Raw genomic sequence first — 15,226 nt, forward strand, 5'->3', positions numbered from 1 at the left:
TTCAACAACCGGCGCCTGCTCGCGCCCATCGGCAATATCCCGCCTGCCGAAGCTGAAGCACGATACTACGCCATGCTGGACGACACGCCCATGGCGGCATAATTTAAACCGAATGGCCTCCGGCAATCCCGGGGCGGTTCAAAGCAAAGGTCACGAGGGAAAACCTAGCCGCATTCCTCGACCAATTTGGCTCAGCAAAGCCCACCGACAGGTAGCAATCTCGCAAGTAGCTCGCACCGTGAGTCTAAGGAACTGATTGACCCGAAATTCTGGTCCAAATAACTTACTCTTATAAATAAGCCATATTTAATATTAAATATGGAGTTATAATTGAGTATTGTTCAATCTAAAATCATTCAAAATTCTGTTCGTGATTATTTTTCAAATTTCAAGTTTGAAAAACCTGTTGCTGTAACTTTGACACTGAAGCAAGGCATAAGGCTCAATGGTGGAGATGGTCCTGGCTTCACATCGATAAACCCTGATCGAGCTAGCCAAAATCTACGTCATTTCTTGAGCCTGTTGAACTCTCATTACCACGGCAAAAAGGCTTCTCGCTTTGGCTACCGGATGCCGACAATTGCGGTTCTTGAGGGCACCGGGACGACCAGATTGCACTATCACCTTCTGGTTGATTGGCCAAAGGCCGAGAGCCACGAGCAGATTGCAGGTCGAGTTTCGACCCTTTGGGGAAAGACGCAGTGGGGCTTCTCTGAAACCCATGTGGAACTCAATGCCGACGAAGGTTGGCTGAGCTACATCACAAAGCTCCGTGGCAAGAGTGATTTTGCCTCATCCATCGATTGGGAAAACTGCACTCCGGGTTAAATTCCTGAGTGTTCCAATTGCTGGGTATAGACCCCTCTTGGCCCCCAGTCTTTCGTAAACATCCACTTGGCGAACCTCGTTCAGCCTTGATGGATGAATCTTATCCAAAACAATCAACCTAAAAGGTAGAAAACATGAAGATCGAAACCAAACTGATCAATTTCAACGTACCCGAAAAAACCAAAGTCAGATTTGACGAATATTGTCAGATCCTCGGGACAACGAGAAGCAGAGTTCTCAATGAGATGATCGAAGACTTCTTGATACAAAATGAGGAACTTGTCACAGAGCGCATTGCTAAGAAACAGCAGCTAGCCGAGCTGAATCAGAGTTCCTCGACAATCATGAGATTTCGCCAATTTATGCAATCTCAATCGCACATCGATGAGGAAGAAGGTCCTCCAAGATTCTTCATCTCCGAGCATGAATGAGGCCATCAATAGTCGAGGACTTCAGTTGTGAACCATCCTTTGGTGCCATCCTTTGAAATGCAGTCGATTGGATCGCCACTGTCGGTTCCATAATGAAAGACGCTTTCTCGTCCGTCTGGTGCAGTGACGGAAACGACCTCAAAGGGATGATTGCTGGCCCGATATCGCCTGAAAATATACCCATCCTCGTTCGCACTATCGATCTGCCTTAGTCCTCCCTCTTGGTTCCACTTTGGCACCCCGTAGTAGAGATTGGCTAAATCTATGATGGCAACCTCAACCTCTTCTCCTCTGACGAATCCCGGAACAAGGAAAAAGGAACAGGTCCACTCTCGAGAAGCCAATGCCATGTCGTCTTCGTCAGATGGATAAATTGGCCTCAGGTTCCCCCCCCAGACATAACGCTCTACGTTGTCCTCACTAACCTTGAGCCATTCTTGGTCTGGTCCGGCCCCATCACCTAACCACTCCCCGGACAGCCTTTCTCCAGCCAATACCTCCCCAACGATCTGGCTGCCTTCAGTCGTCGGGGCATCACGAACGTTCGTGTAGTCGGTCACCAAGAATGCGTCCTGATTTCTGGAAACTGGTCGTCCGAATGTCGTCCAAACCAAGGTGCCTATGGCAACTACCCCGAGGATAACTACGCCAATACCGACCATTTTGGATCGTGTGTCGGTGTAAGCAGAGGAGCCATCTGCCTCCAATCCGACGAAATTTGGGTCTTCGTCACAATAAACCGGCTCTTCTTGAGTAACATTTTTGTCGGCCCTCAAATCGACATAAGGTTCATCCGCAGAATGGGTATATTTATCCCCAAATGGTATGACGTCTCTTATGCCGTCCCTCAGAGTAGACAGTAGTCCTGGACCGTAAATTTCAGGGTTTTGCTTTCTATACTCAGATGCAGCCTTGTTGCTTCCATATATAATCAACCCCGAGCCAACCAACCAAATTGGCCAACCCCAATGCAAAACAACGGAATTTGACACGACTTCGCCTAGAAGACCGGCCAAGGAGCCATATTCCTCCGTATTTGCAGCGAACTTTTCGGCTTTCTCCTTCATTTCGGAATATTGGAGAAACACCACACCAACGAGCAGTGCGTTAACGAAGCCAGAAAACATCGCTATTCGAGAGAGATTAAATGCGGCTAGCAAAAGAGCCAAGACAGCAAATGCTGAGGCGATATAGGCTAATTGTGCTTCTAAAGTCAGGAGGTTTGCTTGTTCATGCAGAGGGGACGATAGCATCGGCGTGAATGGGCTGATCAAGCAAATGATGCCACCAACTGCTACAAAGTTTACCCCCTTCAAGTCCCTGACCTCCACCGAAGATTACAGTTGAACCGACCCTATCTAGTCCGGTTATTTAATTACAATTCTATAATCAGTTCACCTAAGCCATTAAACTCAATCGGCTATTTCTGGACACTCTACGGTGTACCTATGTTTCTGATTATATTATATTTTTTGGAGTGATTGATATAATCAGAAGAGGGAAGAATGGCCCTAAGACGACAAGCAAGAGTTCTAACAAAGCTAAACCTCGCAAAAGCATTGGCCCATGTTCGTTCGAAAAGGAATAGCCTTCGGAACGAGGTGATCCTTCTCCTCTCAGTGAAGGCAGGCCTGCGAGCCAAAGAGATTGCGAGCCTCACTTGGCCGATGGTCCTTGATGCCGATGGAACCATAGGAAACCACATCCTCCTTACCGACGAGGCATCAAAGGGCAAATCGGGCAGGTGCATCCCGATCAACAAAGATTTGAAGACTGCCCTTTCGGCACTGCTTCAGACTTCTACCAAAAATGGCACGAGCCCGATTGCATTCACCCATATCGTGACAACGGAAAGGAAGGGCCGAACCACCCCTCAGGTCATCGTGAATATGTTCCATCGATGGTATGCTGAAATGGGATTGCAAGGATGCTCCTCCCACAGTGGCCGACGGACTTTCATAACGAATGCAGCAAGGAAGATATCGACCGTTGGTGGTTCTCTTCGTGATGTTCAGGCACTTGCTGGCCATCAGTCTCTCCACACCACGCAGAGGTACATCGAGTTCGATAGCCAGGCACAATCGAGGGTCGTCGAGATCATCTGATTCCCAAGCCACCCTTGGTCAATTGCACAGCAACATCGGATGTCACGGTTTGCCCGTAGAACTTCTCAAGCATTTCTACGGAGGTTCCCATTTGCCGAGCCAGCAAAAAGGGATTGGTTTCATTGCTTAGTCGTTGAGTGGCATAGAAGTGCCTTAGTGAGTAGATCGTGCGAGACATACCATCCCGTGTCTCAGGGACACCGGCATACTCAAGCAGGTTCCGAAAGGCCCTCTTGAAGCTAAGAACTCTTTCCCCGTTACGATGGCAAACAACCAGTCCGTAGTTTGGGGGTTCAACCCCTAGTTCCTCTTTTCTGAGTTGTTTCAATCTTTCGATATAGGTCGGCCCAGAAGGCTGAAAAACGAACTCTCGTGCCCCCGTTTTTCCGGTAACGGTACCTACCATCCTAGGCCCCTCGACGGTCTTGACGGTCCTTAGATCGGCCCATCGAAGGCCCCTGAGTTCACCGACACGTAGCCCCGAGTTTGCCAAAATAAGGAACACCTGTTGGAAGACATATCTATCTCTCCAGTTAGCCTTCCCTTCAGCCTCCTTGACCCAACTCCTCAGTTTCCGAATGAGGACCCGATATTCCTGTAACGTGAATGTTGGCCGTCGAGCATGTTTTGCCTTGGGCACGACCATCTCCGGCACCGATGTAATGTAGCCTTTGGAAACAGCATATTTGAACACCGGAACAATCGCATTTCGTTCCCTTCCGAGGGTGCCGTTTGAAGGCTTCTTTTTGGCGAAGTTGGTTCTTCTCCACTCCCAAAAAGCTCCAAATTCCTTTGGGCCGATTTGCTCGATCTTCATCGAGCCAAAATAGGGAAGGGCATAGGTCCTCACCCTTTCGAGACTGGCATTCCACGACCCACCCTGTCGGTTCGGTGCCAACTGGTCGAGGCCCTTCTCCCATTCCTCAAAAACCTGCTTGAATGTCTTCGAGTGAATTTGCCCACCGTTCATCACATGCAGGTAGGTCTGCTCATAGAGATCGGTGGCAAATCGCTTTGCCTCATCCCAGTTGGAGGTCTTGCTGGAGACGATCCGATAGCCGGTAGCATTTGGTACCCTTATCCGAACTTGCCACTTCGGCTTCTTCAAGCCCTCTCGTTTGTAGAGAACGATCCGACCGTCACCACGAATATCGATTGGCCCATTTGACGAGTCGGCATGATGGTCGTCTGTCATCTGTCGAGTATATTCAGACGGTTACGGATTTAAACCTGATTTGTACAACATTTGTAAATGAAACAAATGGGGAACATATGCAAACGTCGGATCATCGTCCTCGTATTAAGCCATTAAATTAATTTGAGAAAATGGCGCACCCGACAGGATTCGAACCTGTGGCCTCTGCCTTCGGAGGGCAGCGCTCTATCCAGCTGAGCTACGGGTGCATGCCGTGGCCGGGGCGCTTAGCAAGGCGTCCGCCATGCTGCCAGAAAAATCGCGAATGCGAATCCTGCGTTAGGAAATTGGCAAGCGCGCTGGCGTAGCTTCGCAAGCTATGAGCGCGATGTCCCACGAATTCGACCTGTCGCTAGCGACGGTGCTGTCACCAGCCGACAAGCCGGGCATGCGCACGGACAGGCTTACTGCGCTCACCGCACAATGGGAGGCGGTGCACGAAGCGGCAGCGGCGGTCGGAATCCTCGCCCAACTCGGCGAGGAAGAGGAGAGCGAGGAAATTCGCAGTCTCCCGCAGCGGGCATTGGAACTTGGCGGTCTGAACCTGGAATCGGTGGCGCGCGGCGTCGACGATCTTGCCGCAGTCATGCAACCGGGCCTGCGGGCACTGCTTTCGCTGACCGCAACGGGGCACGACACCACCAGTGCCGCGCTCACCCTGTGGCGTGAATTCCATTGCGCGCGGGCAGCCATACTTGCTCTCGCACCGCCGGAGTAGCGGTTCGCGCGCTTGACCGCGTTCGCTTTCTGTTCCATTTGGTCGCCATGAGCGATTCCCCTGTTATCGAAACCCCGCTCGATGCCGGCAGCGTTTGCCGCGGCATCCAAAGGTTATTTGCCCGCAACGATATCTGGCTGATGCCTGAAATGCCGCTGCGCAACGGCCGCCGCGCGGATCTGATGGGTCTCGACACCAAGGGCAGGATCGTCATCGTCGAAGTGAAGGTCCAGCGGGGTGATTTGCTGGGCGACGGCAAGTGGCCCGATTATCTCGACTTCTGCGATCGCTTCTATTGGGGCCTTCCGCCGCAGCTCGACCGGAATATTCTCAATGGCGAGGACTATCGCCCCGATTGCTGCGGCATCGTGGTAGCCGATAGTTACGATGGCGAAATCGTTCGGCCGGCGCCGCTGCACCCGCTGGCCGCCACGCGCCGCAAAACCGAGGTGGAGCGGCTTGCCCGAGCCGCCATGCGCCGGGCCACTGTTGCCATCGATCCGCATTGCGCGCCCTGGGGCGGCAGCGAATAGCCGGTTTGCCTGTGAAAGCGGGGTGTTTTGCGGCATAAGGGCGCTACGCCATGTGGACCGCCATTCTACTTTCCGCCGCCGCCATGACCGGGATCGTCGCCCTGCGCTATCTCGCGTCGAGCGGGGTGTTCGCCTGGCTCACCCATCGCCGGCTGCCGGACTATCACGCGAAACTGGGCGAGCAGATTCGCAAGGAAATCGGCTGGTCGCTCGCCTCGGCGGCAATTTACGGCATACCTGCGGGGGTCGTCGCCTGGGGCTGGCAGGAGCGGGGTTGGACGCGGATCTACACCCATTGGGACGCGCTGCCGCTGTGGTACCTGCCGCTGGCGCCACTGATCTATCTCTTCCTGCACGATACATGGTTTTACTGGACCCACCGCCTGATGCACCGGCCCGCCTGGTTCCGGGCAATGCACGCGGTGCACCATGCCAGCCGCCCGCCCACCGCATGGGCCGCGATGAGCTTTCATCCCTGGGAAGCGATCACCGGTGCCATCGTCATTCCGCTGCTGGTCTTCGCCGTGCCGATCCACGTGGCCATGCTCGGCCTGGTACTGCTGGTGATGACCGTAATGGGGGTGACCAACCACATGGGCTGGGAGATGTTTCCGCGCAAACTGGTTCACTCGGCGTTAGGGGGATGGCTGATAACCGCCAGCCACCATCAACGGCACCATGAAGAGTATCGATGCAATTACGGCCTCTATTTCCGGTTCTGGGACCGTCTGTGCGGAACCGACAAGGGGCTGAGCAAGGCGCTATGAAGCGGTTGGCGTTCCTGCCGCTCGCTGCGCTGGCACTGGGTGCAGGAGTCCCCGCCAAGCAGGACGGATCGACGATTACGATCACCATCACCAACCTGCGCAATGCCAACGGGATCGTGCGCGCCTGCATGACCGGTGTCGAAAAGAGCTTCCCGAAATGCCGCGGAGTGGCAGGTGCCCATGCTGCGACCGTAGATGCACGCGAAGGCACGCTAACCCTCACTTTCAGGGGCGTGAAACCGGGGCGCTATGCAATCGCACTGTTGCATGACGAGAATTCCAACGGCAAGGCAGACCGTGCGCTGGGCATGATGCCAAAGGAAGGCTTCGGCTTTTCCCGCGATGCGCCGGTGCGCATGGGCCCGCCGGCCTTTTCCGATGCCGTGTTCGAAATGACGGGCGAAGATCGTTCGATGGCAATCAAGATGCGGTACATGCTCTGACGCTGCAGCGCGCAGGAATCGATTAACCTTAACCATTTTTTCAGCACGCGCGGCGCATAGCCTTGCCCGATAACCACTCGTTTCGGGGGCACTTGCTGCAATGGACAGGCTTGGCGGAGAATTCGGCGCATTCGGTGCAGGCCGGGATTTCGACGATAGCGATGAAGGCGGCTATGCCGACGACGGCGCGCATTCCAACCCGCCTCCTTCGCCGGTAGGCCAGGACGAACGCCGCATGCAGGTGCGCGCCTACAATCACTGGTCAAGCCTGCTAGGCAGCGAGAAGCTACCGCATATCGAGGACCTGGAACCCGAATTTCTTGGAGATTTCGGCCCTTACAGCGTCTTGCTCGATTTCTCGACCGGCAGCACCACGCCCACCATCCAGTTCATCGGCAGGGAGCTGAGCAGGGAATGCAGGCTTGGTGATGCCATCGAAACCTTGCAGGAGATTCCGCGCAATTCACTGCTGAGCAAGATCGCCGAAAATTACCTCCAGGTAGTCTCGGCACAGGCCCCGGTCAGTTTCGAGGCCGAATCGGCCAATGGCAGGGGCAAGACCGTCGCCTATCGCGGCATCCTGCTACCCTATTCGAGCGATTTCGACACGATCGACTTCGTTTATGCCGTCATCAACTGGAAGGAAATCGCCGACGCCCAGACCGCGGATGCGCTCCTTGAGGAAATAGACCGCGCGATGGACTTTGGCACAGTGGCAGAAGGCGCGGTGGTGGAAGACACACCGGCAACGACCGCCGACATCGTTCATTTCGACGCTTATGACACAGCTGAAGAACCGGTCGAAGACATCGAAGACACCGCTGAAGAAACCCACTGGGATGGCGAAGATAACATCCTCGACCTGCGCGATGCCCAGGTGGAGACGGGTTCTTCCGGTGAATTGCCGACCCCCAGCTTCGGTTACGACGACGGCCTATCCCATTCAGAGGATTCCCGGAGCTATGAAATGCCCATGACGCCCAAACGCAACCGGGCGGTGGATGCGCTCGGCAATCCGGTTGTTGGAGGCGCTTCAACGGAAGTAGGCGCTGAGGAAGACGTTTCTCCCACCGGTATCACCACCGCCGCCGATTACGGCCTGCCCGATTGGGACGAGGAAGAGCCGGAAGCTGAAGATGTCGACGAATTGGTGAACCCGCTGGCGAACATCGATCTCAACAGCCGCCTGCTGGCGCTGGTCAATGCCGGCACGCGCGGGAAAAAGACGGTCGATCTCGGCACGCTGTCCGATAAAACGTCCGATGACGAGGAAGAGGCGCAGGAAGAACGGCAGCTTTTCCGTCCCAAGGCACCATCGGTCGATACGTTGCTGTCGCCCGAGCCTTACGAAGAAGAGGACGAGCTCGAAGCTTACGACATGGCCGGGGAATTCGCCTGCGAAGTCCCGGTGGAGGATGTGTCTTACAGCCACGGCGAGACGGAACCGGCACATGTACCGTCCAGTCAGTTTGCCGAAATGGCAGAATCCGGCCCCACCGAGACTGCGAATGTCGAGCACGCGGAGGAGGCTTTCGCAGAACCGCTCGAGCTGGGCGAGGAAATGATCATCGAGGAAACCTCCGGCGAGACGGAAGCCGAGGTGACGGAGGCATATGCCGAAGTGGAGGCCGAAGAGCCGGCCGCAGAAGCCGAGTACGGCGAATTCGAAACCGCCGAAGCCGCGTCGCCCGAGGAAGCTTTCGAAGAAGAGTCGGTCGCGCTGGTGGAAACCGGTGGAGCCGAAGCTCAAGAAAGCGGCGATGCTTTGCAGACGCAGGATCCCGAGAGCCTTACCGGTTTGCTCGCCGCGGTGCGCGACCTGACGGAAGCTGCCCGTACGACCGATGATCTCGGCCGCAGGGCACTTTACGAAGCTGTCGGGCGCGCCTTCGACGTCAGCATCAAGGCGGTGATCGCTTCGGAACGCCATCCCGGCACGAGCCGGGGCGTGGTCGAGCAATTCCCGGTCGATGCGGTATCGCAAAACGGGCCGGAACTAGCGCTGGTAATGGTCCGCCGCAAGGCGAATGGCGAAACGGAAGTTGTCGGCGAAGTGCCGCATGACAGCATCCTGATGGAAACGGCCACGCTCAAACTCGCCAGCAAATAAAGGCCTTGGGAACCGGCGGCGCGCAGGCTAGCGCACCGCCCATGCCATTCGCATTCCGCGCGCCCGTCCGCATCCAGCCGTATTTCGGTTATCGCAACCGGGAGCGGCTATTTATCACCGTGCGCGCCCTGCGCTCGCGCAAGAGCGAATTCGGCAAGAGGGGCAAATGGCGCGCGCTTCGCACGATGATGGCCCAATTCGCCAGCCATGAGGTGAAGGACCTCCCGGTCGAGCTGGAAGTGCAATCGCCCGGCGGTGAAACGCGGCGTCACCAGGCGATCACCGACAAGGAGGGCTTCGTCCATTTCGACATCCGGCTGGAGGGCGAATGGGACTATGAAGAGCACCCCCAGTGGGAGACCGTAACCCTGCACTGGAACAACGGTGAAGGCGCGCAATGCATCGACGGCCATGTCCTTGCCCCCGGCACGGCGACCGGACTGGCGGTAATTTCCGATATCGACGACACGATCATAGAAACCGGCATCACCGGCAATTTTCGCGCGGTCATGCGCAATTGGCGCCGCGTGTTGATGGAAATGCCCGAAGAACGTATCCTGGTGCCCGGCGCGGACGTGTTCTACAATGCCCTCGGTGGCAACGAGGGCCTGCCCGAAGGCAAGGGCCACACTGGCGAGCACCAATACGCCTCGCGCCGCCCGTTCTTCTACGTCTCATCGAGCCCCTGGAACCTGTTCTCCTATCTCGTCGCTTATATGAAGGGACGCGGTTTGCCGCTCGGGCCCATCAGCCTGCGTGACTGGGGCCTGAATCGCCAGACGTTCGCCTCTTCCAGCCACGGGGCGCACAAGCGCGCTGCAATCGAAGCGATCGTCGCGACTTATCCGGAGATGAAATTTGCGCTGATCGGTGATGATTCGCAGGGCGATCTGACGGCCTTTTCCGACATCGCGGTTGCCAATCCCGCACGAATTCGCGCGGTCTTCATTCGCAAGGTCGGGGAGACGATGAGCCCGGAAGAACTGATTGCAAAGGCAGCGCTGGAAGCGGCAGACATCCCTCTTTGGCTGGGCGAGGGTTACAGCGAAGGCCATGAATTTCTCGCCTCGATAGGCCTCCTGGAAGATGACGAGGCGACGAAGATCGTCGACTCGGTCGGCAAGGGCGAAGCAGAGGCGATGACGTGAGACGGCGCCCATCCCTTGCGGCGCAATCCGCTCGTTTTTCGTCCGGGTCGTGAAATTCCTCCGCAGCGCAGTTCCGGTTTCAGTTCCGGTTCAGGCCGAAACGCCCTAGTGTCGCGGCCGATGCGCTTCCTCTCTCATTTCCTCGCCCTTTTCGCGCTCGCGGTACTCGTCGCGCAGCCCGCAGCTGCGCAATCGATCCTGCGCGACGCGGAGACCGAAGCTTTCCTGGACGAGATTTCAGCGCCCCTCATCGAAGCGGCCGGGCTGGAACCGGGCAATGTCGATGTCGTCCTCATCAACGACCCGTCGATTAATGCCTTCGTCGCCGGCGGGCAGGCGGTCTACATCCACAGCGGGCTGATCGATGCGGCAGACACCGCCAATGAAGTGCAGGGCGTGATCGCGCACGAATTGGGGCACGTTACCGGGGGACACGTGATCCGCACCGGCGAAGGCCTGGCCACGGCCAGCAGGATCTCGATCCTGTCCATGCTCGCCGGGATCGGTGCGGCCCTTGCAGGAGGCGGTGAAGCGGCCATGGGCATCATTGCCGCAGGACAGCAGGCTGCGCTGGGCAAATTCCTCGCCTTCAGCCGCACCCAGGAAGCGAGCGCCGATGCCGCCGGCGCCGATTATCTTTCCAAGGCAGGCATTACCGGGAAGGGTTCGCTCGCCTTCTTCGAAAAGCTCCTCAATCAGGAAAATCGCCGCGCCATTCTTCAGAACGACGAGGCAGGCTTCTATCGCACCCACCCGTTATCGGGGGACCGCATCTCCAAGCTGACCGATACCTATCGCAAGGATCCCGCCTGGGATGCCCCGCTCAACGCAGCGTGGGAAAGCCGTTTCCAGCGGGTGAAGGCGAAACTGCAAGGCTATGTCGCCGATCCGGAACATACACTGCGCGATTACCCCGAGGGCGACGATTCGACCCCGGCCCTGCTTGCGCGCGCCTATGCCTATCACAAGGAGGCGCGAATCGATCGGGCACTGGCGGCTGCGGACACGCTTATCGAGCGGTCTCCCAACGATCCCTACTTCCTCGAGCTGAAGGGCCAGGTCCTGCTCGAATCCGGGCGTGCGAATGAAGCGCTCGATCCGCTGCGAAACGCCACCGAACTGACCCGTTCCGAACCGCTGATCGCTTCCATGCTGGGACACGCGCTGATCGCGACCGAGGACAAGGCGAATTACGAAGAGGCCGAGCGCGTTCTGCGCGCCGCAGTGGGCCGCGACCGGTACAATCCTTTCGCCTGGTACCAGCTGGGCGTAGTCTATGCCGCAAGGGGCGACATGGCGCGCGCACGACTCGCCAGTGCGGAACAGCAGGTGATGAACCGGCAATATCCCCTTGCGCTTCGCAGTGCTCAGGCGGCCGAAGCAGAATTGCCTTACGGTTCGCCCGACTGGCTGCGCGCGCAGGATATCGCCATGGAAGCGCGTGCGCTGATGGAACAGTTGTGCGAAATGGACAGGGCCGAATGCGACGATCGCAGGCGCTGAACAACAGGGTGGGTAAAGTATGAAACATGTGCTGACCGTAGTGGTCGCTCTGCTGGCGGGCTTCGCCGGTGCAGCGGCCTTTTCCTATAGCGGATTGGGCCATTCGCAAACGCGCGAATACCTCGTGAGCAATCCCGATATCCTGCCCGAAATGGCCAATGCCTATCAGGCACAGGAGGCGCAGGATCGGCTGGCATCGGTTTCGGGTGATCTTTCCCAGCCATTCGAAGGGGCCGTGCTGGGCAATCCGAACGGGTCGAAAACACTGGTCAAATTTACCGATTACGCCTGCGGGTACTGCCGCTCCAGCGTCCCCGACATCGACCGCCTGATTGCCGCCAATCCCGATTTACGGGTGGTCGTGCGCGAGTGGCCGATCTTCGAGGGAAGCGAAGCCGCCGCGCGCATGGGTCTTGCTGCGGCGGAGCAGGGCAAGTTCGAACAATTCTATCACGCCATGTTCGCCAACGGCCAACCCACCGCGGCCGGCATCGCGGGCGCTGCTGAAGCCGCAGGCATCGATATGGACGCCGCCCGCGAATTCGGCTCTTCGGACGAAGTTACTGCAGAACTCGCGCGCAATGCTGCCTTCGCACGCCAGCTCGGCTTCACGGGGACGCCCAGCTGGGTGTTCGACGATCAGGTCTTCGAGGGCGCAGTCGGCTACGACCGGCTGGCGCAGATCGTCGGCGATAGCGACGGCTGAACCGGTACCGCGGCCAGCTGAGGCCCTATTCCTCCATGGCTTTCGCGTACATCGAAGCCAGCGGCTTCGCCATCACGCGGCGGACCATGGGTTCGAAGAACTCCAGCGGCTCGCTGTCATAATCCGGATCGAACGCGGCCTGATCGTATTTCTCGCAGAATTCCGCGCAGGCTTCGAAATGCGGAGAGGCGCGGAAATTCTCCCGCACATCGCGGTCCATCCCGAGATGGTGGAAATAGTAATAGCCCTGGAATGCGCCGTGATTCTGGCAGATCCAGTGGATTTCCTCGGTCACGAAGGGCTTGATGATCGCCGCACCCACCTCGGGGTGATTGTAACTGCCAAGCGTATCCCCGATGTCGTGAAGCAGCGCCATCACGACATATTGCTCGTCCCGCCCGTCGCGGTGCGCGCGCGTGGCAGTCTGCAAAGAATGCTCCAACCTGCAGACGGGAAAGCCCCCGAAATCGCCGTCGAGCAGTTTCAGATGCTCCAGCACGCGGTCGGGCAGGTCTTTGGCAAATTCGCGGTATTCGGCCCCGATGATCGCCCAGTCTTCCTTGGTCCCTTCCTTCATTTCGCGAAACTTGGCGCGTTCGGCCAGCGAATGGGCGAGGTTTTCGGGCTTGTTCATCATCTCTCTCCTGCTCACGTGCGATAGTAGCGACTGGCATTGCCCCGCGCAATTGCGCTAGAGAGCGAAGCAGATGGCCGTGTTGCCCCTCACCCCTACGCCCTTCTTCGAGAACAAGAACCAGGCGTTCTGGAACCTCCAGCTGGCCGGCTGGGGCGGAACGGCCGTGCTACGCGCCATGTCGGCCTTTGCCGGCGGCCAGCCGCTGGAATTCTTCTTTGTCATCCTGATCGCCATGATAACCGGCTTTTCGATCAGCCTGATCCTGTCGGTGGTCTATGCCTATCTCATCCGGCAGCGCCCGCTGGTGACATGGGGCGGGACGGCAGTTGCGCTCGCCATCGCGGTCAGCGTCTATTCCTTCATCGACAGCTGGGTACTGGGCCTGACGGGCTCCTCAGGCGATTCCGACTTCGTGCGCATCTTCATCGGGATCTATTTTTTCGATCTGACGCTGCTGGGCGCGTGGTCCGCGCTTTATTACGCCATCAACTTCTTCCTTCAGGTCGAACAGCAGGCCGACCGGCTGGAACGGCTCGAAGCGCAGGCGACCAGCGCGCAGCTGGCCATGCTGCGCTACCAGCTCAATCCGCACTTCCTCTTCAACACGCTCAATTCGATCAGTACGCTGGTGCTGCTCAAACAAACCGAGCCGGCCAATGCCATGCTGACGCGCCTGTCCAGCTTCCTGCGGCACACGCTCGTCACCCAGCCCGGCGGCAAGGTTACCGTGGCGCAGGAGGTGGAGACTCTAAAGCTCTACCTCGAGATCGAGCGGATGCGGTTTGAAGAGCGGTTGCAAACCGATTTCCGCGTCGAGGAGAATGCCGCCAAGGCGCAGATACCCTCCATGCTGCTCCAGCCGCTGATCGAAAACGCGATCAAATACGGCGTCAGCCCACAGGAAGAAGGGGCGGAGATTTCCCTGCTCGCCCAGATTGTGGGGCCGAGGCTGCGGATCACGGTTTCCGACACCGGCCCCGGCGTGGATGTCGTGGGCACATCGGACGATCTCCCCGCTGTTATGGCCACGCACAAGCGGCGCGATTCCACCGGCGTGGGACTTGCCAACATCCGCGACCGTCTGGCGCAGGCCTATGGCGACGATCACCGTTTCGAAATCCGCTCGCCCGAGAGCGGCGGTTTCACGGTGCTGATCGAGATTCCGCACGAATTCGCCGATCAGATGGAGCCGTCTGCCGCACCGCCCGCGACAACCGCCGGGAAACCGGCCAGCGCTTCAGCCGTTGCAACCGAGAATTCCCCCCAAAAGGTAAGTACCGCCAAATGACTATCCGAACGATCCTCGTCGACGATGAGAAACTCGCTATCCAGGGCCTGCAGCTGCGGCTGGAACCCTTCGAGGATGTCGAGGTGATCGAAACCTGCCAGAACGGACGCGAGGCGATCCGCGCAATCAAGACTCTGAAGCCCGATCTCGTGTTCCTCGACATCCAGATGCCCGGCTTCGATGGCTTCTCGGTCGTCCAGGGAGTGATGGAAATCGATCCCCCGCTGTTCGTCTTCGTCACCGCCTTCCAGGAACACGCAATCCGGGCTTTCGAAGCGAACGCGGTCAATTATCTGATGAAGCCGGTCGACGAAGACAAGCTGGCCGACACGGTCGAACGTGTGCGCCAGCGCCTGGCCGAAAAGAAGAGCAGCGACGAGGCCGACCGGCTGCGCGGCGTGCTGTCCGAAGTGGCGCCCGAGGCGGTTGAGGACATGGATGGCGACGAGACCGAGTCGACGACCGGCGGCCGCTATGAAAGGCTGATCAACATCAAGGATCGCGGCCAGATTTTCCGCGTCGAGGTCGATACGATCGAGCATATCGAGGCTGCAGGCGATTACATGTGCATCTATACCGGCGACAATTCGCTGATCCTGCGCGAGACGATGAAGGACCTTGAGCGTCGCCTCGACCCGCGGACCTTCCAGCGCGTGCATCGCAGCACCATCGTCAATCTCGACCAGGTCCGCCAGGTGAAACCGCATACCAATGGCGAATGCTTCCTCGTGCTGGATAGCGGGGCCGAGGTGAAGGTTTCGCGATCCTACCGCGACGTCGTGGCGCGGTTCGTACACTAGGGCTGAGTCCTCGA

At 57.8% G+C, this 15,226-nt stretch carries 16 protein-coding genes and 1 tRNA gene; 13 read left to right on the forward strand and 4 right to left on the reverse strand.

Features of this window, described 5'->3' with window-relative positions; all coding sequences use genetic code 11:
* The first annotated feature begins 330 nt into the window (after positions 1 to 330).
* Positions 331 to 828, forward strand: a complete 498-nt coding sequence (locus AC13CE_RS07475; protein ID WP_482972051.1) for a rolling circle replication-associated protein — start codon at positions 331 to 333, stop codon at positions 826 to 828.
* A gap of 134 nt (positions 829 to 962) precedes the next feature.
* On the forward strand, positions 963 to 1,259 hold the full coding sequence (locus AC13CE_RS07480; protein ID WP_482972052.1) for a hypothetical protein: 297 nt from the start codon (positions 963 to 965) through the stop codon (positions 1,257 to 1,259).
* A 5-nt stretch (positions 1,260 to 1,264) separates the two neighbouring features.
* On the opposite strand, the gene AC13CE_RS07485 is transcribed toward AC13CE_RS07480, so the two are convergent.
* Positions 1,265 to 2,575 carry an SH3 domain-containing protein gene (locus AC13CE_RS07485; protein ID WP_482972053.1) on the reverse strand — a complete coding sequence of 437 codons (1,311 nt, stop codon included), beginning with the start codon at positions 2,573 to 2,575 and terminating at the stop codon, positions 1,265 to 1,267.
* A 189-nt stretch (positions 2,576 to 2,764) separates the two neighbouring features.
* On the opposite strand from AC13CE_RS07485, the gene AC13CE_RS07490 reads away from it, so the two are divergent.
* A complete protein-coding gene (locus AC13CE_RS07490) occupies positions 2,765 to 3,364 on the forward strand; it encodes a tyrosine-type recombinase/integrase (RefSeq protein WP_482972054.1) in 600 nt (199 codons plus the stop codon).
* Here the strand turns inward: AC13CE_RS07490 and AC13CE_RS07495 are convergent.
* Positions 3,357 to 4,472 carry a tyrosine-type recombinase/integrase gene (locus tag AC13CE_RS07495; RefSeq protein WP_482972055.1) on the reverse strand — a complete coding sequence of 372 codons (1,116 nt, stop codon included), beginning with the start codon at positions 4,470 to 4,472 and terminating at the stop codon, positions 3,357 to 3,359. The genes AC13CE_RS07490 and AC13CE_RS07495 overlap by 8 nt on opposite strands.
* Positions 4,473 to 4,691: 219 nt before the next feature.
* Positions 4,692 to 4,768, reverse strand: a tRNA-Arg gene (locus tag AC13CE_RS07500).
* A 110-nt stretch (positions 4,769 to 4,878) separates the two neighbouring features.
* On the opposite strand from AC13CE_RS07500, the gene AC13CE_RS07505 reads away from it, so the two are divergent.
* The 8 genes from AC13CE_RS07505 (at position 4,879) to AC13CE_RS07540 (ending at position 12,487) form a co-directional block, all read left to right on the forward strand.
* Complete coding sequence (locus AC13CE_RS07505; RefSeq protein WP_221538090.1) at positions 4,879 to 5,277, forward strand: hypothetical protein; 399 nt, start codon at positions 4,879 to 4,881, stop codon at positions 5,275 to 5,277.
* Between the two features lie 47 nt (positions 5,278 to 5,324).
* Positions 5,325 to 5,810 (forward strand): MmcB family DNA repair protein, encoded by a 486-nt coding sequence (locus tag AC13CE_RS07510; protein ID WP_221538091.1) that lies wholly within the window; start codon positions 5,325 to 5,327, stop codon positions 5,808 to 5,810.
* 50 nt (positions 5,811 to 5,860) lie between these two features.
* Positions 5,861 to 6,577 carry a sterol desaturase family protein gene (locus AC13CE_RS07515; RefSeq protein ID WP_221538092.1) on the forward strand — a complete coding sequence of 239 codons (717 nt, stop codon included), beginning with the start codon at positions 5,861 to 5,863 and terminating at the stop codon, positions 6,575 to 6,577.
* Positions 6,574 to 7,020 (forward strand): DUF2141 domain-containing protein, encoded by a 447-nt coding sequence (locus AC13CE_RS07520; RefSeq protein WP_221538093.1) that lies wholly within the window; start codon positions 6,574 to 6,576, stop codon positions 7,018 to 7,020. Before AC13CE_RS07515 ends, AC13CE_RS07520 begins: the two co-directional genes overlap by 4 nt.
* Before the next feature lie 100 nt (positions 7,021 to 7,120).
* Complete coding sequence (locus AC13CE_RS07525) at positions 7,121 to 9,130, forward strand: PAS domain-containing protein (RefSeq protein ID WP_221538094.1); 2,010 nt, start codon at positions 7,121 to 7,123, stop codon at positions 9,128 to 9,130.
* A 41-nt stretch (positions 9,131 to 9,171) separates the two neighbouring features.
* The gene (locus AC13CE_RS07530) at positions 9,172 to 10,278 is read left to right on the forward strand and encodes a phosphatase domain-containing protein (RefSeq protein ID WP_221538095.1); all 1,107 of its coding nucleotides are present in this window, start codon (positions 9,172 to 9,174) and stop codon (positions 10,276 to 10,278) included.
* A gap of 120 nt (positions 10,279 to 10,398) precedes the next feature.
* Complete coding sequence (locus AC13CE_RS07535; protein ID WP_221538096.1) at positions 10,399 to 11,781, forward strand: M48 family metalloprotease; 1,383 nt, start codon at positions 10,399 to 10,401, stop codon at positions 11,779 to 11,781.
* Between the two features lie 19 nt (positions 11,782 to 11,800).
* Positions 11,801 to 12,487: a DsbA family protein gene (locus AC13CE_RS07540; protein WP_221538097.1), complete on the forward strand. Its 687-nt coding sequence runs from the start codon at positions 11,801 to 11,803 to the stop codon at positions 12,485 to 12,487.
* A gap of 25 nt (positions 12,488 to 12,512) precedes the next feature.
* Here the strand turns inward: AC13CE_RS07540 and AC13CE_RS07545 are convergent, their stop codons facing one another.
* Entirely contained in the window at positions 12,513 to 13,121 is a 609-nt protein-coding gene (locus tag AC13CE_RS07545) for an HD domain-containing protein (RefSeq protein ID WP_221538098.1), read from the reverse strand.
* Between the two features lie 73 nt (positions 13,122 to 13,194).
* Here AC13CE_RS07545 and AC13CE_RS07550 point away from each other — a divergent pair, with 73 nt between their 5' ends.
* Both AC13CE_RS07550 and AC13CE_RS07555 read left to right on the forward strand, forming a co-directional pair.
* Positions 13,195 to 14,412, forward strand: a complete 1,218-nt coding sequence (locus AC13CE_RS07550; protein ID WP_482972056.1) for a sensor histidine kinase — start codon at positions 13,195 to 13,197, stop codon at positions 14,410 to 14,412.
* Positions 14,409 to 15,212 (forward strand): LytR/AlgR family response regulator transcription factor, encoded by an 804-nt coding sequence (locus AC13CE_RS07555; protein ID WP_221538100.1) that lies wholly within the window; start codon positions 14,409 to 14,411, stop codon positions 15,210 to 15,212. Before AC13CE_RS07550 ends, AC13CE_RS07555 begins: the two co-directional genes overlap by 4 nt.
* The last annotated feature ends 14 nt before the right edge of the window (positions 15,213 to 15,226 follow it).

The organism is Qipengyuania sp. B-5 (genome assembly GCF_056857815.1).